A 22,469-nucleotide genomic window follows, 5' to 3' on the forward strand; every position below is an offset into this window, starting at 1 on the left:
TGGTGGAATGGAATAGAGAAACAACCGATTCCCATATACTCCCGGCCTTTCTCTTTTTAAGTCTGTTCCTCTCACTGGTCGGATTGATTTTTCAGAATTTATTGTTGATGTCGGTCTTCCTGGTGGCGTTTTCTCTCTTTTACGGTTCACAGGTTTACCTTAACCATGCAGGAGTCAAGCTGACTTTTAAGAACCAGAGAAACAGGGAGAAATTCAATAAAGGAGATCGGGGAGAGTGGTCCTTTAAATTTGAGAATAAAGGAGTGCCCCTTTTAAACGGTTCCCTCATCCTCCGATTCAGTGATGTCGTTCTTCCTCTAGGGGTGGAGTTTGATGAATTTCCTGGTGGAATGATTGAAATGAGGATCCCTTTCTCCATCAGCAAAAATGAAATGATTGAAGTCAGATTTCCTGTTGAAGCGCAAAGAAGGGGCCTGGCTAGAATAGAGAAACTTACCGTTGATATCCCCAATCTGTTTGGCAGCGGCGGGGTACATATGGAATACAAGAAGCATGTTAAAGCAGAAATTCTTGTATTTCCGCGCAGTAAGCCTGTAGACGGGTTTACCTCTGCACATACAAAGAGCCAGGGAACATTTACTGTTCACAATTCATTATTCAGTGATCCTTTCCAGCCGGTGGGTACTAGAGATTATGCTCCTGGAGACAGTTTTGCCAATATTAACTGGAAAGCCACTGCCAGGATGCAGTCGCTGCAGACAAAAGTGAACTCCCCGGCAACAAGCCGAAACTGGCTGATTACCCTTAACATTTCTGCTCATTACTCAATTACGAGCGATTTGGAAGATTTGATCGAAAGAACGGCCTATATATTGGAAATGGCGGCAAAGAACGATATTCCTTTCTCCCTTGCCATAAACGTCAGGTCTTTAAATAAAACTCCATTTTATTACCTGCCTATTGGAGAAGGAAAAAAGCAAAGACAAAGAGCCCTCGAAATGCTTTCCGTCCTTTCGGCGGATGATGTCACATTTCCTTATAGCTTGATGTACCAATACTTGATCATGCATCACCAGGTTCCGCCTGTATTGATTTCAATAGGGAACCAGGACCATGAAAGTGAAAGACTATTATCCGTCATGGGAAAACGGGATGTGTCTGTTTTCCAGTTGGAGTATCTTAATGGACAAGGAGTTTTGCAAGCATGGAAACAGCAAAGCAGGAAATTCGCGTAAGAAGAAAGAATGCGTACCTTGCCAGAGTATACGTTAAGGTGATTGCGGATGCTTTGATTCTGCTGGCGATACTCACTTTTTTTACAAGTGAGTATACATTTATGTCAAACTGCGTTCCATTTGTTTTGTTATCGATTCTCATTGCGCTTCCCTTAGTATGGATGGGATTGGGATCCAGCAGAATGGTTAATATATTTTTCGCAGGGTCAGGAGGCACTCTATTTCTGATAGGACAGTTCTTTCTGGGGCTCCCTTGGTGGTTATCCATCATGATTCTGTTCCTGCTGCATTGGCGAATCACAACTCACCTGGAGGAGGAAAGAGATTCACATTTTGAAATCAGCGGCGGCTTTATGATGGGGTTGTTGACGGTGTCCCTCATATCCTATGTCTACCAGAATATATATCATAGACAGCCTGCCGAGATCATTCTGTTCATTTTTGTCAGTGGTATGCTTGTTTATAGCGGTGGTACTTACATCGTCAGGTATGTTGAAAGTACAGAACACTCCAAGAAATTGACAAGGACAAAATCAGCTAAGCTGCCTTTAATTTATTTGGCAGGATTATCAGGTTTTGTAGTCATTCTCGGTTTTGCAAATGAAGCAGTCAGCAATCTAATAAATAAAGCCTTCAAGGGATTTTTCTGGTCTATATCTTTTCTGATAGATCCCATTTGGATATTGATTAACAGCTTGCTGGGGTTTCTGTCCCCAAAGGGCGCAGAGGAACTCGAATCAATGAAAAATTCTCTTAAAGAAATGCCTTACGAAGTTACCCAGGAACAGGTGGAGAAAGGCGGAGAACTCTCATTCGCTTGGTGGGATGAGGCATTGATTGGGGTGCTGGTCATCACCATCCTTCTGTATATATGGAAACGATACAGGGATAAAGGGTGGACCGAGCCTGAAGACTCATCGAAATATGCCGGTTACTCTTCATTCAAGGAACCGGAATTTTCAGCCCGTGAAAACCAGGCGCATCATACAGGGTACTCCAGGGCAAACAGTGAAATCAGAAAAAGCATCTTTTCTTTGGAAAAATTGGCTGAACAAAAAGGGATGTACCGATTAAATGGTGAGACCCTGCAGGAATGGTGCTCCAGACTGGGGTTCCATGAAGGAAAGGAATTTTATTCGATTTATGAAGAAGTCAGATATGGGAATAAAGATGTTAGTGCTGACAAAGTGGCCTGTTTTAAACAGTCTGTAGAGAGAGTGACCTTCAAGATAAATCAAGTCGATGGTGAAAACAGAGTATAAGGGAGGTTTACGGCTTCGGTTTTTGGTGGAAAGGGTTAATTCGGCAGCCAAGGGATTAGAATTAAAAGCAGTGTATTTCTTATTTAACGGGTTTTCTGCAAAGGTGTAAACAAGTAAATATCAGAGAAAGCGCATTGGATTTCACATCTGCCGACCATTAATAATATGTTCGGTATGGGAATGGTGTTTCGGCCGGGAATGATGACAGGGGAAATCCTATCCAGAGTAGGTCCTTCCCTTGCAATTGAATATCATATCCCCATTCTGCTCAGAATCATGGGAAGTGTTTAACTGACAGTCACCTTGTTCAGCTAGATAAGCCCTTTTTTCCGATTGCACAATCTATTCGAATACAGCGTATACAGAAGACAGAAGCTTCGCGGATGATCATCTTTTCTATGTGTTCTATTCTTTTTTTCTTCAGCATAGGATTTAGTAGAATAGAAAAACTAGAAAGGAGCAGGAAAAGTGAACATAGAAGTGGAGCAGGCGCTGAAAGTTAAAAGCATTGCACTGGATATCATTGAAGAACTGCTGAGGGATGAGGCTCATTACAGGGAAAAAGATTTGAAGAATGCTGCAGAATTACTGTCGAGGTGTGTCTGTGATCTTGTCAATATATATGCCGGCATTACAGAGGTTCACGAAACTGCACTTCAAGGAACAATTGCCAAGGCCAAAATCAGTTATAACGCTATTGTAAACAATAAACAAAGAGTGTGAGGCGCAGCTGGTGAATTGCATGTCAGCTGTTTATATAGGAGAAGACGCAGAAAGGGAATGCGCGCCTGATTTTTTCAGGCGTTTTTTCGTGTATCACGAGACATGAACGTTTAATTCAGGCTGTCGAGGGAAATCTATTGTAAAGCCGCATTGTAAAGTCCAAAATTAATGGTAAGGAAATGCCTGATTTTGGTCATAAGATGTCTAATTTATGAAAATAATAAAAATATCATGCTTTACAATTGTTAAAGTTCAATTTGCATGCTATTCTTTTAAATTGAAAAGGCTTATATTCAATCCGTATTCTAGCGGTATTTAGTTTAAATGTTGAGGGAACTTTCTGTTTTTTCTCCATTTGAATATAAAAGCTGAAAATAAACAATAGTTAAGGAGAAGATCTATTATGGCACAAAAACAATTCACAGTAACAGCGGATACAGGAATCCACGCACGTCCTGCAACACTTCTTGTTCAAACAGCAAGCAAATTTGATTCTGAAGTTCACTTGCAATACAAGGAGAAGAAAGTAAACTTAAAATCAATCATGGGTGTTATGTCTCTAGGTGTAGGCAAAGGTGCAGATATCACAATCATCACTGAAGGAAGCGATGAGGAAGAAGCATTGAACAGCCTGGAAGAAACACTGAAAAAAGAAGGACTTGCAGAGTAATGTCAAGCATGCTAAAAGGAATTGCAGCATCAAATGGCATCGCCATTGCAAAAGCCTATCTTCTAGTAGAGCCTGACCTTTCAGTTGAAAGGAAGGAAGTAGGCGACACAGAGGCAGAAGTAAACCGTTTTAAGGAAGCACTAGCGACTTCTAAATCTGAATTGGAAACAATCAGAGAGAAAGCAAATGAAGACCTTGGTGCCGATAAAGCGGCAATTTTTGATGCCCATTTACTTGTTCTCAGTGATCCTGAGTTAATTGCACCTATAGAAGATAAAATCAGTAATGAAAACGTAAATGCAGAAACGGCCCTTAAAGAGACGGCTGATATGTTCGTTTCCATGTTCGAGAGCATGGATAATGAGTATATGAGAGAGCGTGCAGCGGACATCCGTGACGTTACGAAACGTGTTCTTTCACATCTCCTTGGTGTCCAGGTATCAAATCCGAGTATGATTACAGAAGAAGTCATTATTATTGCAGAAGATTTGACACCTTCAGATACTGCCCAGCTTAACAGGGAGTTTGTTAAAGGATTCACTACCGACATCGGCGGAAGAACGTCCCACTCAGCTATCATGGCGCGTTCCATGGAAATCCCGGCTGTAGTAGGGACAAAAGAAGTGACTTCTCAAATCCAAAACGGCGATCTTGTTATTGTGGATGGGTTGAATGGGGAAGTACATATTAATCCAACACAAGAAGTGGTCGACCAGTATAAAAAGGAACACGAGCAGTATGAGAAGCAAAAAGCCGAATGGGCGAAACTTGTGAATGAAAAAACTGTATCTGCTGACGGTACTCATGTAGAGCTTGCTGCAAATATTGGTACACCAAAAGATTTAGAAGGTGTCATCAATAATGGCGGAGAAGCAGTCGGCCTATATCGTACAGAGTTTCTATACATGGGAAGAAACGAACTTCCTAGTGAAGAGGAACAATTTGAGGCGTATAAGGCTGTTCTGGAAGGAATGGGAGAAAAGCCTGTAGTGGTAAGGACGTTAGATATCGGAGGAGACAAGGAACTTCCATATCTTGATCTTCCTAAAGAGATGAACCCTTTCCTGGGATATCGTGCGATTCGCCTTTGCCTTGATGAGCAAAGCATTTTCCGTACCCAATTAAGAGCATTGTTAAGGGCAAGCAGTTATGGAAATTTAAAGATCATGTTCCCGATGATTTCCAACCTCAATGAATTCAGAGAAGCTAAATCCATCTTGGAAGAAGAAAAGTCTAAATTGGTTGAAGCAGGCGAAAAAGTCGCTGATAAAATCGAAATCGGTATCATGGTCGAAATTCCATCGACGGCTGTTATGGCAGATGTGTTTGCCAAAGAGGTTGATTTCTTCTCAATCGGAACAAATGACCTTATTCAATATACAATGGCTGCAGACCGCATGAACGAGCAGGTTTCTTACTTGTACCAGCCATATAACCCGGCAATTCTGCGTCTGGTGAAAATGGTGATCGACGCAGCCCATAAAGAAGGAAAATGGGCCGGTATGTGCGGAGAAATGGCAGGCGATGAAATCGCAATCCCTATCCTCCTTGGACTGGGACTAGATGAGTTCTCTATGAGTGCCACTTCGATCCTGAAGGCACGTTCCCAAATCCGTAATCTGAGCAAATCAGAGATGGAAACTCTTGCAAATGAAGTACTAGAGCTTGATACAAACGACAGTGTAATCGAAGCTGTCAAAAAAGCGATTAATTTATAAAAAGAAGATTTAAATGGTGAAATGAGGGTAAACAAGTACTACATCAGCAGTAGACTTATTCAGCCTTTTCATTCTCATTTCCCCCTATTTTTCCAGGTGTTGACGCACCTGGTTTTCTTTTTGTCTTCCATAAAACATTATAATTCATGTAAGCGCTTTTTTAAAGAGAAAAAATATCAAAACTTTTTTTGAAAAAAGGTTTAACCTTTTATAATCAGGGTATTCTATTAGTAAGCATAAAGTTGGAGATTCTCTTTTTACAACCCCCTTTTCCTTTGGGCCTGCATTTGCAGGTCCTTTTTTTTGTTCTCTTTTAATAAGCATTTTGTTGTCATCTTGTAAAGTGGTTTTGGGAGCGTAAACAGGCCATCACGTCTTCTGGTTAAAGACTGTAGGTTTTGGAAGTATAAGAGTACGGTTGATTGGAGTCGCGCACCCAAAAGGAAACAAGGCAAATTAGCATCAAAACGATGCCGGGTATGAAAGGTAATCTTCCTACTGATAGCCGATTAACAACAATAACAACTAACAGAGCATGTCACGGTTTCTACTCCTAGTAGTATGTGGATATTGTTAGTCTTTAACGAAAGGAAGTCGCCCAACTGCAAGGGAAACCAACAAGCTAGTTTATAAAGCAAAACTATATTCGAATACAGCTTAAAAATAGAATTCGGAAACAAGCAGGATAGCCCTCTTTCTGCTCCTCAGCCCGGACCTCTGATGCAGGAACCCCATTCCTTTTTCAACAAGAAGTTTTTTATTTCAGGTCACTGGAAGATTTAGTTATAATTAACTTAAAAATCCTGGGAGGAAAACAATGGATACAAAGACTCTAAAAGTCGGCTTCATAGGTACTGGGGTAATGGGTAAAAGTATGGCTCTTCATCTCATGAAAAAATATAATAATCTTCATGTCTACACTAGGACAAAAGCAAAAGCACAGGAGCTTCTTGATCAGGGTGCCGAATGGAGTACATCACCGGCCGCACTTGCTTCTACTGTTGATGTTCTTTTTACTATAGTCGGATACCCACAGGACGTTAAAGAAATTTACTTAGGTGATAATGGAGTCGTGAAGAATGGAAAAAAGGGCCTGATAGCCATTGATATGACTACATCCAACCCCAGCCTTGCACATGAAATTTACCATAAGGCAAAATCCAGGGATATACATATACTCGATGCTCCTGTTTCCGGAGGAGATACTGGAGCAAGAAATGGGACACTTTCTGTTATGGTTGGAGGCGACGAGGAAGTTTTCGAGAAAGTGAAACCTCTATTAGAAACCTTTGGGGAAAACATCCGCTATCATGGGGTAGCAGGAACTGGGCAGCACACGAAAATGGCCAATCAAATCGCCATTGCTACCAATATGATCGGTGTTTGTGAAGCATTGGTCTATGCCGAACGAGCAGGTTTAAATTTAGAAGAAGTGCTGATGACAATTTCAGGAGGAGCTGCAGGGAGTTGGTCTCTGTCTAATCTTGCACCAAGGATGATTGCCGGCAATTTTGAGCCAGGTTTTTTTGTGAAGCACTTTATAAAAGATATGGGCATTGCCATTGATGAAGCTGAAAGAATGGAATTGTCACTTCCGGGTTTATCACTAGCAAAAGAATTGTATGAGGAGCTCAAGTCTAAAGGAGCTGAAAATGACGGTACGCAGGCCTTAATAAAATTATGGAAAGAATAAACCTCATCCTATCTTCAAAAAATAACATGACGGCAGGCTCTTATTAATGCAGCCGTATGAATGTAAATGTTGGAGGATGATCAGATGGCTAAACGTACAAAAAAGAATGATGCGGACCAAAAGAATAAAAAAGGCTTTGATTCAGCTGTTTTGAATGAAGAATTCGCTCATGAATTTGGAAGTGCAGCTGCAAACAAAATTCATAAAGACAAAGCCAAAAAAGAAAAGGCTTCAAAAAATAACGGTAAATATAAGGGGCAATAACTTCATGAAACAAAAAAGGACCGAAATAGGTCCTTTTTTGTTATGAGCGGTTATGCCCTGCAAGCGATTTGGCATCCTTTACGTAAGCTCCCAGTCTTTCCATTCCTATTTGAAGCTCTTCCATTGAACAGGCGTAAGAGAGACGGAAAAAGCCTTCCCCTAATGATGAAAAACTGTTGCCCGGGACGACTCCTGCCTTATATTTTTGAGCCAGTGTGAGAGCAAACGTAAACGAATCAACCTTAAAATATTCAGGGATTTTAACAAAGAAGTAAAAAGCTCCATCTGGTAAAACCACATCAAAGCCCATTTCTGTTAACCTTTCTGCTACAAAGTCCCTTCGCTTTTTATATTCGTTCTTCATTTCATCAGGATCATTTATTCCTATTGTCAACGCCTCAATTGCGGCTCTTTGAGATATGGAGGAAGCGCAGGAGACATTGTATTGATGGACTTTTAATATATGTTTGGCGAGGTAAGCAGGGGCGAAAATCATCCCTATCCTCCAGCCCGTCATTGAATGTGACTTTGATAAGCCGTTAATCACAATGGTCTGTTCTTTCAGGAATGAGGCCATAGATATGTGTTCACGGTCATATGTCAATTCACTGTAAATTTCATCAGCGAGAATGAATATCTCTTTCCCTCGTATCAGTTCCGCAATTTCTTTTAACTCCCGTGCTGTAAGGCTTACACCAGTTGGGTTTGAAGGATACGGAAGGATAATGCACTTCGTTTTGCTTGTTATGTATTGTTTGATGATCCCTGCATCGAGCTTGAACCCATTCGAGGCCGTATCAGCAAACACAGGGGATGCACCGCATAGTCGGATTATGGGTTCGTATCCCGGGTATACAGGCCCAGGCAAAATGACTTCATCGCCGGAATTCAAAATCGTTCTCAAGCTCGAATCAATTCCTTGTGAAGCTCCGTTTGTGATGATAACTTCTGAAGAGGGATCAAAGGAAGCATTATATTTGTTCTTATAGAAGCCGGATGCCGCTTCCCTTAACTCCAGATAACCTGCATTATGGGTGTAAGTGGTATACCCCTCGTCTATCGCCGTCTTGGCCGCGTCTTTTACATGAGGTGGGGTGGGGAAATCAGGCTGTCCCAGGGTAAGGGATATCATACCTTCAATATCTGCAACCATATTGAAAAACTTTCGGATACCCGAGATTTCAATTTCCTGAACTTGTTTATTGATTAAATGTTCCATGATTAACACCTTCTCTTTCAAACTTGCTTCATATTTTACCATGTTTAAGGGTTTAAAACGATATTAAAGATTAGCACAAAAGATAAAGGGGTAATGATAAGTAGTAAATAATTAAAGATACACTTAATTACTACTGGAAGCATCAATTATTAAGATCAGGGAGTCTACGATGATACGAACAACAATTGTAAATAAGGATGGGAACGTAATGAAAAATGTTCCCGTTGAAGAGGTAAAAAAAGAGAATGTTATGTGGTACTGGGTAGATTTTGACCAGCCAGATAAGGATGAGGTGAAGATGCTCCGTGATTTTTTCGATTTTCACCCATTAGCTGTGGAAGACTGCATAGAAGATTTCACAGAGAGGCCAAAACTGGATTTTTATGATGACTATTTTTTTCTCCTCCTCCACACTATGGATCAAAAATCACTTGATTTTCATGAAGTCAATATGTTTGTCAGCGATCGTTTTATCGTGACATTCCATAAACGTCCTGTTAAAGTTGTGGAAAGAATCTGGAGAAGAACAACGGAAATGAATAGCGGGAAGCAGTACACCACTTATAATATCATGCATGAAATCATTGATGGACTTGTGGATGAATTCTTCCCCCTCGTGTACAGGATTGAAGACAGTTTGAATCAAGTAGAGGATGTGCTGGAAAACTCCAATACTTCCGAAATGATGGAGAAGCTGTTTGATATCAGGCATGATATGTCAAAGCTGCGCAGGTCCCTGATTCCAATGAGGGACCTGTTGTACAGGATATTGAACTCAGGTAGGTTGAATTTCCTGAAAGAACATCAACTCTATTACAATGATGTTTATGATCATTTATTAAAGCTGGTAGAAATGCTCGAATCTTACAGAGAGTTTTCCTCTGACATCAGGGACAATTACTTATCCATCAATTCAGATAAAATGAATAATATTATGATGACATTGACTGTCATCACTACTATATTTATGCCCCTGACATTCATAGCCGGCTTATATGGAATGAATTTTGCGTATATGCCTGAATTGGATGAAAGAAATGCTTATTTCATCGTACTAGGCGTCATGGGGGTCATTGCGCTTGGAATGTTTGCATTCTTTGTGAAGATCGGCTGGCTCCATTTTGGAATGAGAAGAAAGAAGAAGCGCCGGAAAATAAGGTTGAGGTAATTAGCTGTTCCAGCTCCCTTGCAGAGGGGAGCTTTTTGTTTGGCTCTTTTCTAAATCTCTTTGTAGCTATTTACTAGTAAGTTCAAGAGATAAGGCAGAATTCACAGAAATTTTCTTGGTCAGATATTAAAATAGGTGACCCCCATTCCAGACTTGCAGCCAAAAAAGTAAAAAACGGAGAAGCCTTCATAATGAGTGGCTAGAAGCCGATATAGAAAGTGAGTGTAACTTTCACCTGAACTTTTTGCGTAAAGAACCATTAAACAATGAAAGCCGCCCTGAAAAGCTGATAATATTTTTGAATACAGGCAATAGAGGAAGGATGCTGAAAAATGGTAGAAGATAAAGGGATTTTATTGGAATCCGGTACCAACGAGTTGGAAATTGTCGAATTTGAAGTCGGAAGCAATAAATATGGAATAAACGTAATTAAAGTAAAAGAAATTATACAGCCGCTCCCTGTTACAGTGATACCTCATGCCCACTCTTTTATGGAGGGAATCATCCAGCTGCGAGGTGAAGTGCTTCCGGTAATCGATATGATGAAAGTTCTGGGGATACAGGACCGTGGTGACAACAAGCAAGATAAATACATAGTTGCTGAATTCAATCAGCTCAGAGTCGTCTTTCATGTCGAGAATGTCACCCAGATTCACCGTATTTCCTGGGATCAGATCGAAAAGCCATCCAGTATGTATCAAGGGTCAGGTTCTAAAGTCATCGGTGTCATTAAAAAAGGTGAAGACATGCTTCTCCTGCTCGATTTCGAGAGCATTATGGCAGAGGTAAATCCGGATTCAGGAATTAAAGTCTCGGAAGTTAAGAGACTAGGCAAGAGAGTACGGTCGGCTAAAAAAATTGTGGCAGCTGAAGATTCTCCTCTTCTCCGAAAACTCCTGAACGATACACTTACAGAAGCAGGGTATGAAAATGTGGAGTTTTTTGAAAACGGTAAAGATGCTTATAATTACCTTGTTTCCCTTGCTTCTGAAGGGAAAATAGAAGATGAAGTCAATCTTGTCATTACAGATATCGAAATGCCTCAAATGGATGGTCACCATTTGACGAAGCGGATCAAAGAGGATGCAAAGCTAAGGCACCTGCCGGTGATCATATTCTCCTCTTTGATTACGGATGATCTTAAGCATAAAGGTGAAAGGGTAGGTGCTAAGGATCAGGTAAGCAAACCACAAATCAATGAACTGGTCTTAAAGATAGATAAACATATTTTATAAAGCCATGGCGGCATAAAAAGAAGCAAAGCTGAAATTTTATCAGCTCTGCTTCTTTTTTATGAGGCTGTATTCGTATAAATTGTTGCTGTCGGTTCTCTCTGAAGAGGGTGAATAGCTCTTTTCTTTCTTACTGACCAAGATACTGTGAATTCTGGCAATATCTCTTGAACTTAATATATTTAGAAAATAGCCTTTACTAAAAACTATCGCCCAGTCGTTTGAATACAGGCTTTTGATAGTTACGCCCATAAGATTTGTGGGTCGGTTCCTTTTTCTCTTTCATGCCAGTATACTTCTCCAAAATCAATTTTGCTTCATTCAGGCTCATTCTGCACTTTGGATTTCTAATCGATTTATCAAGTGTCCCAAGGTGAGGAAGATTTTCAAAATCAGATTTTGCAGGAGGAATATGAAAAGTATACATGCCGCAGTCAACCAATACATCTGATTGCTGCTGACTGAAACGGGGGTTGTTGGAAAAGTGCAAACCCACCTTTGTTGCTTTTCCTTCTTTGATCATTTTTTGAAGCGCCTGTTTTTTCAAAGAATATAGATATTTAGGATTGATAGCAGTTTTAGCGTGGCGGTTCACCGTGAAAACAGCTTGTGAGAGGTTTTTAATTGTAGCGGGTTGAGGGGATGAATCTTGAGAATTTCTCAAATTTTTGACTCCTTCCTTTAAAACGGAATATTTTCTTTCTATTATACCTTTTTTTTCTATGATTGGAAAGTTCCGAATAGATAAACATTTTATTAATACGACATAATCCCCGAATAATCATTTACATAACTTTATCATAAAATAGGAAAAAGTTTAAGGTTAAACTATACACAAAGAAGGTAAATAATTTAAGAGGACTTCCTATTCTGAATATTCGTATCCCTGGCAGGGGATGTTACCGGTAATGGAGGCCCTGACAAGGCTAACTATTTAAAAAATTAGGATGATGATCATGACGAATAAAAGTGCGATTATTGATATAGGATCGAATACAATCCGGCTTGTTATCTACCAGCATTACAATGATGGCAGATATAAAGAGATTGAAAATGTTAAAACGGTGGCCAGGCTTAGGACATATTTACAAGATGACATGAAGCTGTCCGAAGAGGGTCAAGCTAAACTTTTCGCTATATTAAGGAGCCTGAAAGAAATTTTGGCTTTCCATGAAATTGCCTCTTATAGATGTGTAGCGACAGCCACTATCAGACAGGCAAAAAATAAAAGAGATATTCTTTCTGCCATCAAGAGGGATGCAGGTATGGACATCGAAATATTATCTGAAGAACAGGAAGCCTACTATGGGTATCTCGCTGTCATTTCCACCACACCAGCAGAAAATGCCTTAACTATTGACATAGGAGGAGGAAGTACGGAGATTACTTATTTTGAGAATAGACAGCTAAAGGAGTCTCATAGCTATCCCTTTGGAGTCGTCTCATTAAAAGCACAATTCGTTAAAGGCAATTCGATTACGGAAGAAGAAAGGAGCAGCCTTATTCAGTTTCTCCATAAAGAATTTTCCAAACTTCCATGGCTTAAAGGAAAGAGGGTTCCCCTTATTGGAGTCGGCGGCAGTGCGAGGAATCTCGCACAAATTGATCAGCAGCAGAAAAATTATGAAATTGCAGGAGTCCACCAGTATATCCTTTCCGGTAATACCATTGCTTCAATACGCGATCAGCTTTTTCCTCTTACATATAAAGAAATAGAAAAAGTTGAAGGGTTATCAAAGGACAGAGCGGATATCATCCTCCCGGCAGTTGAGGTCTTTCATCAGCTATACCGGTATATGGATGCTTCTTATTTTATGGTCAGCAGGAAAGGTTTAAGGGAAGGTCTCATTATCGAGAAGGCTAACTTGACGCATGGTACCGGCTGGGATGTGAATTCTGTCATCAGCCTCAGCTTAAAGGAGTTACACCATGAATTCGATATAAACGAATTCCATTCAAAACAAATGGTGTTCCTGGCTTCAGAAATTGGAAAAAGGCTTGCCGGCTTGGGCTATATGGATCTTTCGCCGGATGATTTGAACATACTACGGTACAGCGCGGGACTATACTACTTGGGCGAATATATAGATTCAGAATCAAGCAGCCAGCATACCTTTTATATCCTGGCAAATCGGTCGATCAATGGTTTTTTCCATAAAGAAAGAGTGAAGCTTGCCGGGATTGCGTCATTTAAAAGCAGATCTTCACTGAAGCAGTATCTACAACCATTTACTGACTGGTTTACTAAAGAGGAATTGAAGAAAATAAGGGATATGGGGACGCTGCTTAAACTGGTATATAGTTTGAATGCTACCAAAAGAAACATTGTGAAAAAAGTGGAAGTAAAGAGAGTAAATGCTTCTCTAAGCTTGATTGTTTCCTGCAAAGGGGATTTTTTGGCTGAGCAGTATCAGACTGAAAAACAAAAGCGACACTTGGAAAAAGCTCTTAAAACCGAGTTGGATATTGAATTTAGAAGCATAGAATAAGATACAGAATTTAATAGTAATACGAAGCCATCGGATCTAGAAAGGGGGAAAGTGTGATGCAGGCTGAACGCTATGACTCGCCTCGCTATTATAATAACAGGGAATTAAGCTGGCTGGCTTTTAATGAGCGGGTACTGGAAGAAGCATTGGATTACCAGAATCCTCTGCTTGAACGAATGAAATTCCTCGCCATTTTCAGTTCTAATCTTGACGAGTTCTTCATGGTAAGGGTGGCCGGACTGAAGGATCAGGTTAAGGCAAACTATAACAAGCCTGAAAACAAAGCAGGATTGACACCTGTCCAGCAGCTTGAAGCTATTTCAGCAAAGAATCATGAGCTTGTCGATCTCCAGGATGAGACATTTACAAACTTAATCATTCCCCAGCTGAATGAGGAAAGAATTCACTTGCTTGACGTTGATGACTTAAATCGTGAACAGCTCACTTATTTGGAAATCTTCTTTGAAGAGCAGATCTTTCCAGTACTCACACCGATGGCAGTGGATGCCTATCGGCCGTTTCCTATGCTGTTGAATAAAAGTCTTAATTTAGTGGTCATGCTGGAACACCCCAATCCGGAAGAGGAGGAAGCTCGAGAGAAGGTAGCGCTTGTACAGGTCCCCTCAGTACTTGACAGGGTTATCTCTTTACCTTCTGATGAGGGAGAAGAAATGTTTATCCTCCTTGAGAATGTCATTATTCATTTTATTGATAAAGTGTTCAGAGGGTACAACGTAAGTTCTGCCAGCGCGTTCAGAATTACCCGGAATGCGGATATGACCATTCATGAAGAAGGTGCAAGGGACCTGTTGCTTGAAATTGAAAAAGAATTGAAAAAAAGAAAATGGGGTGCCGCTGTCCGCCTTGAAGTACAACAGGGAACGATGAATGAAAAAGTTCTTGATTATCTACTGAGTGAACTTGAAATTGGCAGCATGGACGTCTATAAGGTAAAGGGTCCTCTAGATCTTACCTTTTTATTTGGCTTTATCAGTCAGTTAAAGAAAAAACGTGAAAACTTGTCATTTGAGGTGTTTATCCCTCAGCCTCCCCGTGATTTGCTTTCTCATGAAAATCTTTTTGAAAAGGCCTTTCTTGAAGATTTGTTTTTCCATCATCCATATGAGTCTTTTGAACCGATAGTGGATTTTGTTTCAGTTGCGGCAGAAGATCCCAATGTGCTGGCAATCAAACAGACCTTATACAGGGTAAGCGGAGATTCACCTGTAATCGAAGCGTTAAAAAGAGCAGCTGAAAATGGAAAGCAAGTAACAGTGTTAGTGGAGTTAAAGGCCAGGTTTGACGAAGAAAATAATGTGCAGTGGGCAAAAGAACTTGAAAAAGCTGGATGTCATGTGATATATGGGATGAACAACTTGAAAACACATAGTAAGATTACACTGGTCGTCAGGAAAACACATGGAAGAATTGACCGTTTTGTCCATCTGGGGACAGGAAATTATAATGACCAGACCGCAAAGCTGTATACGGATATGGGAATCATCACCTCAAAGAGGAAGTTTGGAATAGATGCTACAAATTTCTTTAATTATCTTAGCGGCTATACACAAAAGCCTGAATTTTATCATTTGGTCGTAGCTCCATTTGACATAAGAAATGAATTCATCCAGTTAATAGATCAAGAAATCCAATCTCATAAGACCAATGGTAATGGCAGGATCATCGCTAAAATGAATTCTTTGACAGATAAAGAACTTATTATGAAGATGTATGAAGCCTCATCCGCCGGGGTGAAGATTGATTTAATAATCAGGGGGATCTGCTGTCTCCGGCCGGGAATCAAAGGTGTAAGTGAGAACATTAGAGTCGTCAGTATTGTAGGGAGATTTCTTGAACACAGCCGTATCTACTATTTCCACCAGAATGGTGAAGGGAAAATATATTTATCTTCTGCTGATATGATGACAAGAAATATGGTTAAACGGGTGGAAATCCTGTTTCCTATTTACAAGGGCAGTATCAAAAGAAGACTCCTTGATATTCTGGACCTGACATTGATGGACAATATGAAAGCAAGAAAACAGGATTCCAAAGGCAAATATCATTATGTTCAGCGTAGGGAAGGGGAACCTCCAATTAATAGTCAGGAGGAACTTAAAAGACAGGCTAATGAGCATTTGATTCTGGAGAACTGAAGTAAGGGGCTGTCCGCTCTCCGGCGGACAGCCTTAGTTCATTGCTTTATCATTTAAAACTGCCGTTAAAGAATTTTGCACGCCGCACCTATACAACTCAAAAAGTCATAGCGCCTGCATCCGGAAGGTAAAAACAGCTGACCATATACATAGCGTAAAGCTTCGTGAATTTATTGTCTCCGTCCGCAAATTCCATTGCCCTCATCTGCTATTCCAGTACTCTCTGACACTCTAAAAATAGAGCACTATAAGGTTGACAATGACCGGAAGATAATTTACTTTAATTGTAATGGTAATATAGCGTTGCTAGCCGAGTGTTAACAGCAATGCTCTGTTCAAGCTTAATGTTGTTTTATTCAGGTTGATCGGAACTTTGTGCACCGATCACAGGAAAAATCGCATGCCTGGATGGAAAACAACATTTTTTTAACAGAGCCACAGCAAAGGAGTATGTCTTATGACAAAGCAAGAACATATGGAAATGATCATCCTGCCGACAGATCAGGGGGAAGTCAAGGTTTACGTATATGGATTTAAGCCATTTGGATCCTGGGGGCATGTCTTTGTACAATTAAACGACCTCACTGTCGATTCTAAGGGGTACAACCGCAAAAAGACGATAATCCGGACATTGACAAAGCTTCATCAGGTTCTTGTCAATAGCCAGGAATAACTTAACAACCTTATATATATTTTAAAGATGCCGATTGTGAGAAACTTCACGTCGGCTTTTTATTGTTTAGCAAATGCTTTTTTCTACAAACTTTGTTGCTATTTACTATGAAGTTCATGAGATATAACGATAATCCACAGAAATGTTCCTGGTAAACAAGAAAGAAAAGAGCTAATCACCTTGTTCAGTTAGGTAAGTCTTTGTAGACGAGGGGAAAATCCGGCCTTTGGATTTTTCCGCTAGCAACAATCTATACGAATACAACCTTAGCAAAATATCAAATATAATTCTGCAACGAAACTGCCTGAATCAGCTTCCATGTTCCTTTGATTTTGATCCAGGGAGGTAAAACATTTTTGATGAAAAAGAAAAGTGCTCATATTTAACCGAATATTTACGAGTTTGGAACAAACAGTGATTCTGTTTCTTTCAAAATTTTCGTGTAATTGTTTTCAATGGAGTATAATTGTTATATAATTCTGACATATAGATAATGAGTGAGTATTCATTCATATAGGAGGGAAAGAAATGCAAACAATCATTATTACTGGTGGTTCCAATGGAATGGGGAAGTATATGGCTAAGCATTTTCTGGAAAAAGAATGTAATGTGGTGATAACAGGAAGAAACCAGGAACGTCTTCAAGAGGTTCAAGAAGAGTTTTCTTCCTTGCCAGGATCCCTTGAGGTCTTTCAAATGGATGTAAGAGAGCCTGAACATGCTGCTAAGATGATTGAATTCACAGCTGATAAATTTGGAAGTGTAGATACCCTGATAAACAATGCTGCAGGGAATTTTATCGTGCCTGCTGAAAAGCTATCGCCAAACGGCTGGAAGTCTGTTATTGATATCGTGCTGAATGGGACTTTCTTTTGTTCTCATGCTGCTGCAAATTATTGGATAAACAGCGGGACGAAAGGGAACATCATTAATATGGTTGCTACATACGCCTGGAACGCAGGAGCAGGGGTGGCCCACTCCGCGGCAGCAAAAGCGGGGGTGCTGTCACTTACGAGGACACTTGCTGTTGAGTGGGGGCACAAATATGGCATCAGGACCAATGCAATCGCGCCTGGTCCTATCGAAAGGACAGGGGGAGCGGAGAAGCTATGGGAATCAGAGGAAGCTGCTAAAAGAACAATTGACAGTGTTCCGCTGAAACGATTGGGTACGCCTGAAGAAATCGCCGGACTGGCATACTTTTTAGCATCCGGCAGCGCCTCTTATATTAATGGTGAATGTATCACAATGGATGGGGGCCAGTGGCTTAACCGTTTTCCGTTTTAAATACAATTATTAAATGGAACCAGCCCGATTTTTCTAAGGGGTTTTGTTTTGAAGTACTAGAAATGAATTGTATAGTAATTCGCACCAAAACTTAAAAGCAATTTGACAAAAAAACTGAAAAATAAAGATGCTTGGAGGTATGCTCCAAGCATTTTTTATACCAAGTAAAGCGCTGGTTAGCGATTTCTAAGGTATACGATAAGGTCCATGAAATAAGCTAACAAAATAAGGGGAGAAATTCCTCTTATTGAGGAAATATCTCGAAAAATAGAGCAAATAGAGAGAAATATTCCCCCTATTTGCTTCTAAAGCATGAAAATGGGCAATTTACTTTGCCTTAACGGAAAAAATTCCCCTTATATTCCCTGAACTTAGCCCTATTCCGCAGAATAAGGGGAAAAACTTCCCTTATTACAACAATCAGAGGTTAATCACAATTCAGGAAAAAAATCTGCTTCATTCATTTGCTTCTCAAAAATCAGCACCCAGTGTTGGTACAGTGGGGACATAATCAGTAGATGAAAGTGGAGTTGTTTCTAAAACGGTTTTCAGAAGGCTTTATTTTTTATTTGAAAAAATTCACGTCAAAGTTTCTTACGGATATGATATACTCATAAATATTTTATCTTATGGGAAGTGGTTGAAATGGATCCGTTGGAAATCATGGCAAATATAGACCGGACTTTTCCCTATTTTCAGCCCGTATTCAGTGCGGATGCACATACTATCATGGGGTATGAAATATTGGGGAGATACCACGGGGAAGAGGGGATAGTCAGTTTAGGGCCTTTTTTTCTTGATGATGATATCCCTGATGAGTACAGATTGGAAGTCGATAACTACATATTGTCAAATGCTCTGGAAAAATCATTGAACGATAATGTAACTGAATGTTTTTTTGTAAACAGGGACGCTAATCTGTTGATGATTGATCAAGGGGAATCCCTTCTTGAGCTGTTATTGTCCTTTTGTGCAAAGGGACTCAAGATGGAGCAGATTGTTCTTGAAATATCGGAAAAAACATTCAGGGGAGATTTCGAGCAGCTATTTCATTTGATTCATTATTACAAAACTTATGGAATAAAAATAGCGATTGATAATATAGGCGGGGACAGCGATCAGTGGGAAAGGCTTGCTAAAGTCAGCCCCGATATATTAAAAGTGGATCTCCAGCATTTACGGAAAGAAGCAGGCAACACTACTTTTCATAATATATTATACAGCCTTTCCATGCTGGCAAGGAAAATTGGTTCGACGCTTCTCTTTGAAAATATAGAACTTGACTATCAGCTTCACTTCGCCTGGAAGAACGGCGGGAGATATTACCAGGGATTCTACCTGCAAAAACCTTCAGAAAATTTTTTGGGAAAAGACGTATTAAGAGAGAAATTAAAGAATAAGTGCCAGAACTATATTGAACATGAAAAAAGACATTTAAAGGCGGTATACAATCTATCACAACTTCTTCAACGTGAGACCAACGAGTACATCACCGAGTTGAAGAAGCAGGCAAAAAGCCTGGATATTCTGCTTCTCAACCTTGCCAGGAATGTGGAAGATAAATTTTTCCGTCTGTATATTTGTGATGAAAATGGATTTCAGCTGACCGACAACCTTGTCAGAACGAAGAAGGAGTGGGAACGGCTTCCGGAGTTTAAAGGAAAGAATTGGAGCTGGCGGCCATATTTTCTCGAAAATATCATGAGGATGCAAAATAAGAATGCCGGCTTATTGTCTGATTCCTATAGTGATATTGAAACGGGTGAAACCATTAGGACGTTTTCCTATCCGTTAGGAGAAAATCAATATTTGTTTATGGATTTGTCTTATGATTTTTTGTATGACCAGGACGGCATTCTTTATTAGGCTGGAATAGTTACAGCAATAACGGGCACCTTAACCTTAAACGTTCTAAGGGGTGGTGTAATGAGCAGCTTTATTCTTATCCTAATTTTATTGAGCGCTGGAATACTCGTTTATTCCTTAGTATATACCTTAAAGGTTGCCCGGCAGCAAAAAGCTTTAAAAAATGAATTAGATACTGATTTACCTGAAAATGTCCAGGAACATCCTTATACCCGCAATCCAATTTTTCTTGCCTTTTTAATTTCAGCGGTCATTGTAATACTGTTTATCCTTTTCTATGCGTTTGCGTATAGATAAGGAAATAAAGAGTTCTGTTTTACGAGTATAAAACTAAGATAAAAAAATAAACGGAGGACCAAATCAAAAAATTTGGTCCTCCGTTTTTTATTTAACAACATTTGATTACAAGATAAAGAAATACTAAAAATAGGGTGGAATATGCAACATAGCAATTCAGTTCAAAAAAAGATGCGGGATTACCCCTGAATAAATATCGCATTTGTTGCCTGCATTCATACTTTGATGTGTATGATTGGTAAATTATTCTTTTGGTTATTTTTTGTTTTACATATATCCAAAAAAGGGAACAGAATAAATGAAAAATAGCAATGAAACTGTCTGCTTTTGTTAGTTAAAAACGAACGATTTACATACTATCGACAAGCAAGGATTGCTACAATGGAAAAGAAATCCAAAGGGGGAGAAGATGTAGTGAAAATGAAAAAAATAAAGAAGTTAACTGCCGTTATAATTGCAGCCTTTTTATGCATGATTATCATTGAACCGGCTACTGCATTGGACAAGGACTCGATAGTTGAGAGAGTTCAGTCGGCATTTGATAAACAGGTTTCCCTTAGTGAAAAACCTAGAACGATGAAAGAGATTCATGCCATTTTAGATACTCATTTTACTGAAGATTTCAAGGGTAAATTCCTGATGGAAAATCTTATTGAAACAAAAGAAGGATTTTTCCAGACTTTTGGTTCTGATTTTGCAGCTTACTATATCCCTAACTTCTCATACAGTGATAAAACGAAGGCTGTTAAAAAGGGTGATACAGTGTACTTGTTTGAATATATCACTTATGAGGAAGGTCCTGTTTACTTTGAGGACGGCTATCAAGGGGTAAAGCTGGCAGAAGAAAATGGTGTGCTTAAAGTGGAAGACATCTTCTTTACACTTCCAGCTGAACTTGAAGGAAGCGAAGGCAGTGATGTACCAGAACCGGTGAAAAGCAAAGAGGATCTGGAAACAGTACAAGGGGAGAGTTTTGGTTCTCCCCATTCATTTATTTACATGAATAAACAATACAGAATATTCCAAGGTTATTTTCTGGATGTTGATCAAAGTATGATCAATGTAATTTAAGGTAATTTAGCTTTGACACGTTTGGTGTCAATTTTTTTTGCTTAATCCCAGAGCCTCCGGAAGCCTCGACAGATCAGAGCTGTAATAAATCTGTTCATTAATAATCACCACTGGTGTAGACATAGCCTTATATTTCTCTATAAGTTCCTTCCTTGCATGGTGGTCCTTCCTGATATCTTTTTCCGTGTAGGGAATTGTGTTGTTGGACAATAGTTCCTTTACGAAAGAACAAGGCGGGCAATCCGGTTGAGTATAGACGGTGATGTCATGTTTCTTCAATCTTTACACTTCCTTTTTTTTACTTCTCTTTAAATAATCAATCAACCCCATCGCTGAAACCCTCATATCCAAGTTCAACAGACGCATGAAATCTTCATTATTTTCAAGTTTTTTATTTGAACCCAGTACTTCTTTTTTCATTGCCTCTGTTAAAACTTCAAGAGATTTTTCAGGACTGGTAGTGCTGCAGATCTCCATAGCGGTCTTCACAAATATTTTCAACCATTCCTTTATGTCTGTCAAAGCTTTAAGAGGTTCTTCAGATATCCCAAAATGTCCAAAGTATATTCTTTCCAAAGGTAATGTCTCATAAAGCTCAAGGGATTGTCTCATTTCTTCGGGATTGAACTGGTTCGGTGATGTAGAGGGTAAATAAAGGGATTCTCCTTCCAGTAAGTATCCATAATTTATTCCGGCTGTATCTCCAGCAAAAATTCCCTTGGATTTGCTGTCATAAATACTGAAGTGATGGCGTGAATGACCTGGGGTATCATAGAATGTCAATGTGCAGTCAGGACTAATGGATAGTTTGTCATTATGTCTTTTAATGATGACTCTTTCAGCAGGAACGGGTACGATAGGATGGAACAATCGATCGAAGTCCTCACCGTATACCTGTCTGGCGCCAGCCTCGAGTCTTTCCGGATTGATGAGGTGCCGTGCCCCTTTTTCATGAACAATTACAGAGGCATTCGGACATTTTTCAAGAAACAAACCGGTTCCCCCCGAATGATCAAGATGAATATGGGTGACAATGATATTTTTAACATGCTCCAGCGGGATTTCCATTTCCTCCAGTCCTTTTATTAAGTAAGGAATGGAGGGGCTCGCAGAGGTTTCAACTATAGTGATGTCGTCTTCTTTAATTACATATGCACCCGTTCTAAAAGTTTCATTCAAATCAAATAAATCAATAATTGATATCCTGTCCTCACGATTGATAATCATTTTCCGGTCTCCTTTAATTAGGTTATTTAAAAGCTGTTTTCTAAAGAGTGTGGCTTTTTACATTAACCTTTCTGAATCTGTAGGTTGATTGCAGCGGAAGGTGTGCGATCTCCTGCGGGACTAGCGGGCGTCTAGTTCCAGCGCCCGAGGTTACGTACCCACTGGAACGTAACCCAGCCCCTCGGGGTCAAATAACCCTGAGAGAATAAAAGGAAAGATCACCTTTTTTCTCTCAGGAACATTTGCCTGTCGGGTTTT

At 39.8% G+C, this 22,469-nt stretch carries 21 protein-coding genes and 1 pseudogene; 17 read left to right on the forward strand and 5 right to left on the reverse strand.

From position 1 onward, the window contains the following. Positions 1 to 2: 2 nt before the first annotated feature. The 6 genes and pseudogenes from V1502_RS06260 to ptsP all read left to right on the forward strand — a co-directional run bounded on the left by V1502_RS06260 (position 3) and on the right by ptsP (position 5,569). Positions 3 to 1,196 carry a DUF58 domain-containing protein gene (locus tag V1502_RS06260; protein WP_409253510.1) on the forward strand — a complete coding sequence of 398 codons (1,194 nt, stop codon included), beginning with the start codon at positions 3 to 5 and terminating at the stop codon, positions 1,194 to 1,196. After that, positions 1,166 to 2,458: a hypothetical protein gene (locus V1502_RS06265; RefSeq protein ID WP_409253511.1), complete on the forward strand. Its 1,293-nt coding sequence runs from the start codon at positions 1,166 to 1,168 to the stop codon at positions 2,456 to 2,458. Before V1502_RS06260 ends, V1502_RS06265 begins: the two co-directional genes overlap by 31 nt. A gap of 144 nt (positions 2,459 to 2,602) precedes the next feature. Beyond that, a pseudogene (locus V1502_RS06270) lies at positions 2,603 to 2,743 on the forward strand (ABC transporter permease); the annotation flags it as partial. 183 nt (positions 2,744 to 2,926) lie between these two features. Continuing rightward, positions 2,927 to 3,181 carry a hypothetical protein gene (locus tag V1502_RS06275; protein WP_409253512.1) on the forward strand — a complete coding sequence of 85 codons (255 nt, stop codon included), beginning with the start codon at positions 2,927 to 2,929 and terminating at the stop codon, positions 3,179 to 3,181. Positions 3,182 to 3,584: 403 nt separating this feature from the next. Then, positions 3,585 to 3,851: a phosphocarrier protein HPr gene (locus V1502_RS06280; RefSeq protein ID WP_006836389.1), complete on the forward strand. Its 267-nt coding sequence runs from the start codon at positions 3,585 to 3,587 to the stop codon at positions 3,849 to 3,851. Beyond that, entirely contained in the window at positions 3,851 to 5,569 is a 1,719-nt protein-coding gene (gene ptsP / locus V1502_RS06285) for a phosphoenolpyruvate--protein phosphotransferase (protein ID WP_409253513.1), read from the forward strand. The genes V1502_RS06280 and ptsP overlap by 1 nt, the downstream gene beginning before the upstream one ends. Positions 5,570 to 5,713: 144 nt before the next feature. On the opposite strand, the gene V1502_RS06290 is transcribed toward ptsP, so the two are convergent. Then, complete coding sequence (locus V1502_RS06290) at positions 5,714 to 5,893, reverse strand: hypothetical protein (RefSeq protein ID WP_409253514.1); 180 nt, start codon at positions 5,891 to 5,893, stop codon at positions 5,714 to 5,716. Between the two features lie 493 nt (positions 5,894 to 6,386). On the opposite strand from V1502_RS06290, the gene V1502_RS06295 reads away from it, so the two are divergent. Beyond that, positions 6,387 to 7,262 (forward strand): NAD(P)-dependent oxidoreductase, encoded by an 876-nt coding sequence (locus V1502_RS06295; RefSeq protein WP_409253515.1) that lies wholly within the window; start codon positions 6,387 to 6,389, stop codon positions 7,260 to 7,262. 84 nt (positions 7,263 to 7,346) lie between these two features. Next, complete coding sequence (locus V1502_RS06300; RefSeq protein ID WP_409253516.1) at positions 7,347 to 7,526, forward strand: hypothetical protein; 180 nt, start codon at positions 7,347 to 7,349, stop codon at positions 7,524 to 7,526. A 40-nt stretch (positions 7,527 to 7,566) separates the two neighbouring features. Here V1502_RS06300 and V1502_RS06305 read toward each other — a convergent pair whose 3' ends face one another. Next, positions 7,567 to 8,745, reverse strand: coding sequence for an aminotransferase A (locus V1502_RS06305; protein WP_409253517.1), 1,179 nt, complete (start codon positions 8,743 to 8,745; stop codon positions 7,567 to 7,569). A gap of 169 nt (positions 8,746 to 8,914) precedes the next feature. Between V1502_RS06305 and corA the strand changes: the two genes are divergently transcribed. Further along, positions 8,915 to 9,913 carry a magnesium/cobalt transporter CorA gene (corA, locus tag V1502_RS06310; protein WP_409253518.1) on the forward strand — a complete coding sequence of 333 codons (999 nt, stop codon included), beginning with the start codon at positions 8,915 to 8,917 and terminating at the stop codon, positions 9,911 to 9,913. 332 nt (positions 9,914 to 10,245) lie between these two features. Further along, positions 10,246 to 11,148 (forward strand): chemotaxis protein, encoded by a 903-nt coding sequence (locus V1502_RS06315; RefSeq protein WP_409253519.1) that lies wholly within the window; start codon positions 10,246 to 10,248, stop codon positions 11,146 to 11,148. A 196-nt stretch (positions 11,149 to 11,344) separates the two neighbouring features. On the opposite strand, the gene V1502_RS06320 is transcribed toward V1502_RS06315, so the two are convergent. After that, positions 11,345 to 11,809, reverse strand: coding sequence for a YkyB family protein (locus V1502_RS06320; RefSeq protein WP_409253520.1), 465 nt, complete (start codon positions 11,807 to 11,809; stop codon positions 11,345 to 11,347). Between the two features lie 292 nt (positions 11,810 to 12,101). Here V1502_RS06320 and ppx point away from each other — a divergent pair, with 292 nt between their 5' ends. From ppx to V1502_RS06355, 7 genes are all read left to right on the forward strand, one after another. Then, a complete protein-coding gene (ppx, locus tag V1502_RS06325) occupies positions 12,102 to 13,634 on the forward strand; it encodes an exopolyphosphatase (RefSeq protein ID WP_409253521.1) in 1,533 nt (510 codons plus the stop codon). Positions 13,635 to 13,690: 56 nt separating this feature from the next. Continuing rightward, positions 13,691 to 15,790, forward strand: a complete 2,100-nt coding sequence (locus tag V1502_RS06330; protein ID WP_409253522.1) for an RNA degradosome polyphosphate kinase — start codon at positions 13,691 to 13,693, stop codon at positions 15,788 to 15,790. A gap of 457 nt (positions 15,791 to 16,247) precedes the next feature. Next, complete coding sequence (locus tag V1502_RS06335; protein ID WP_409253523.1) at positions 16,248 to 16,463, forward strand: hypothetical protein; 216 nt, start codon at positions 16,248 to 16,250, stop codon at positions 16,461 to 16,463. Positions 16,464 to 16,991: 528 nt separating this feature from the next. Continuing rightward, positions 16,992 to 17,750: a 2,4-dienoyl-CoA reductase gene (fadH, locus tag V1502_RS06340; protein ID WP_409253524.1), complete on the forward strand. Its 759-nt coding sequence runs from the start codon at positions 16,992 to 16,994 to the stop codon at positions 17,748 to 17,750. 645 nt (positions 17,751 to 18,395) lie between these two features. After that, positions 18,396 to 19,616 (forward strand): EAL-associated domain-containing protein, encoded by a 1,221-nt coding sequence (locus tag V1502_RS06345; protein ID WP_409253525.1) that lies wholly within the window; start codon positions 18,396 to 18,398, stop codon positions 19,614 to 19,616. 60 nt (positions 19,617 to 19,676) lie between these two features. Continuing rightward, positions 19,677 to 19,913 carry a hypothetical protein gene (locus V1502_RS06350; protein WP_409253526.1) on the forward strand — a complete coding sequence of 79 codons (237 nt, stop codon included), beginning with the start codon at positions 19,677 to 19,679 and terminating at the stop codon, positions 19,911 to 19,913. Between the two features lie 381 nt (positions 19,914 to 20,294). Continuing rightward, positions 20,295 to 20,984, forward strand: coding sequence for a DUF3993 domain-containing protein (locus V1502_RS06355; RefSeq protein WP_409253527.1), 690 nt, complete (start codon positions 20,295 to 20,297; stop codon positions 20,982 to 20,984). 27 nt (positions 20,985 to 21,011) lie between these two features. On the opposite strand, the gene V1502_RS06360 is transcribed toward V1502_RS06355, so the two are convergent. Continuing rightward, a complete protein-coding gene (locus V1502_RS06360) occupies positions 21,012 to 21,263 on the reverse strand; it encodes a glutaredoxin family protein (protein ID WP_409253528.1) in 252 nt (83 codons plus the stop codon). Between the two features lie 3 nt (positions 21,264 to 21,266). After that, complete coding sequence (locus tag V1502_RS06365; RefSeq protein ID WP_409253529.1) at positions 21,267 to 22,211, reverse strand: MBL fold metallo-hydrolase; 945 nt, start codon at positions 22,209 to 22,211, stop codon at positions 21,267 to 21,269. Positions 22,212 to 22,469 lie beyond the last annotated feature (258 nt).

It is taken from the genome of Rossellomorea sedimentorum (assembly GCF_046237645.1).
Classification (GTDB): Bacteria; Bacillota; Bacilli; order Bacillales; family Bacillaceae_B; genus Rossellomorea; species Rossellomorea sedimentorum.

What these genes read in the sequence shown, in the direction of transcription:
- V1502_RS06265 (WP_409253511.1), top strand. Translation starts at nt 1,166, where the DNA reads ATGGAAACAGCAAAGCAGGAAATTCGCGTAAGAAGAAAGAATGCGTAC.
- V1502_RS06280 (WP_006836389.1), top strand. Translation starts at nt 3,585, where the DNA reads ATGGCACAAAAACAATTCACAGTAACAGCGGATACAGGAATCCACGCA.
- ptsP (WP_409253513.1), top strand. Translation starts at nt 3,851, where the DNA reads ATGTCAAGCATGCTAAAAGGAATTGCAGCATCAAATGGCATCGCCATT.
- V1502_RS06290 (WP_409253514.1), bottom strand. Translation starts at nt 5,893, where the DNA reads ATGCTTATTAAAAGAGAACAAAAAAAAGGACCTGCAAATGCAGGCCCA.
- V1502_RS06295 (WP_409253515.1), top strand. Translation starts at nt 6,387, where the DNA reads ATGGATACAAAGACTCTAAAAGTCGGCTTCATAGGTACTGGGGTAATG.
- V1502_RS06300 (WP_409253516.1), top strand. Translation starts at nt 7,347, where the DNA reads ATGGCTAAACGTACAAAAAAGAATGATGCGGACCAAAAGAATAAAAAA.
- V1502_RS06305 (WP_409253517.1), bottom strand. Translation starts at nt 8,745, where the DNA reads ATGGAACATTTAATCAATAAACAAGTTCAGGAAATTGAAATCTCGGGT.
- corA (WP_409253518.1), top strand. Translation starts at nt 8,915, where the DNA reads ATGATACGAACAACAATTGTAAATAAGGATGGGAACGTAATGAAAAAT.
- V1502_RS06315 (WP_409253519.1), top strand. Translation starts at nt 10,246, where the DNA reads ATGGTAGAAGATAAAGGGATTTTATTGGAATCCGGTACCAACGAGTTG.
- ppx (WP_409253521.1), top strand. Translation starts at nt 12,102, where the DNA reads ATGACGAATAAAAGTGCGATTATTGATATAGGATCGAATACAATCCGG.
- V1502_RS06330 (WP_409253522.1), top strand. Translation starts at nt 13,691, where the DNA reads ATGCAGGCTGAACGCTATGACTCGCCTCGCTATTATAATAACAGGGAA.
- V1502_RS06335 (WP_409253523.1), top strand. Translation starts at nt 16,248, where the DNA reads ATGACAAAGCAAGAACATATGGAAATGATCATCCTGCCGACAGATCAG.
- fadH (WP_409253524.1), top strand. Translation starts at nt 16,992, where the DNA reads ATGCAAACAATCATTATTACTGGTGGTTCCAATGGAATGGGGAAGTAT.
- V1502_RS06345 (WP_409253525.1), top strand. Translation starts at nt 18,396, where the DNA reads ATGGATCCGTTGGAAATCATGGCAAATATAGACCGGACTTTTCCCTAT.
- V1502_RS06350 (WP_409253526.1), top strand. Translation starts at nt 19,677, where the DNA reads ATGAGCAGCTTTATTCTTATCCTAATTTTATTGAGCGCTGGAATACTC.
- V1502_RS06355 (WP_409253527.1), top strand. Translation starts at nt 20,295, where the DNA reads ATGGAAAAGAAATCCAAAGGGGGAGAAGATGTAGTGAAAATGAAAAAA.
- V1502_RS06365 (WP_409253529.1), bottom strand. Translation starts at nt 22,211, where the DNA reads ATGATTATCAATCGTGAGGACAGGATATCAATTATTGATTTATTTGAT.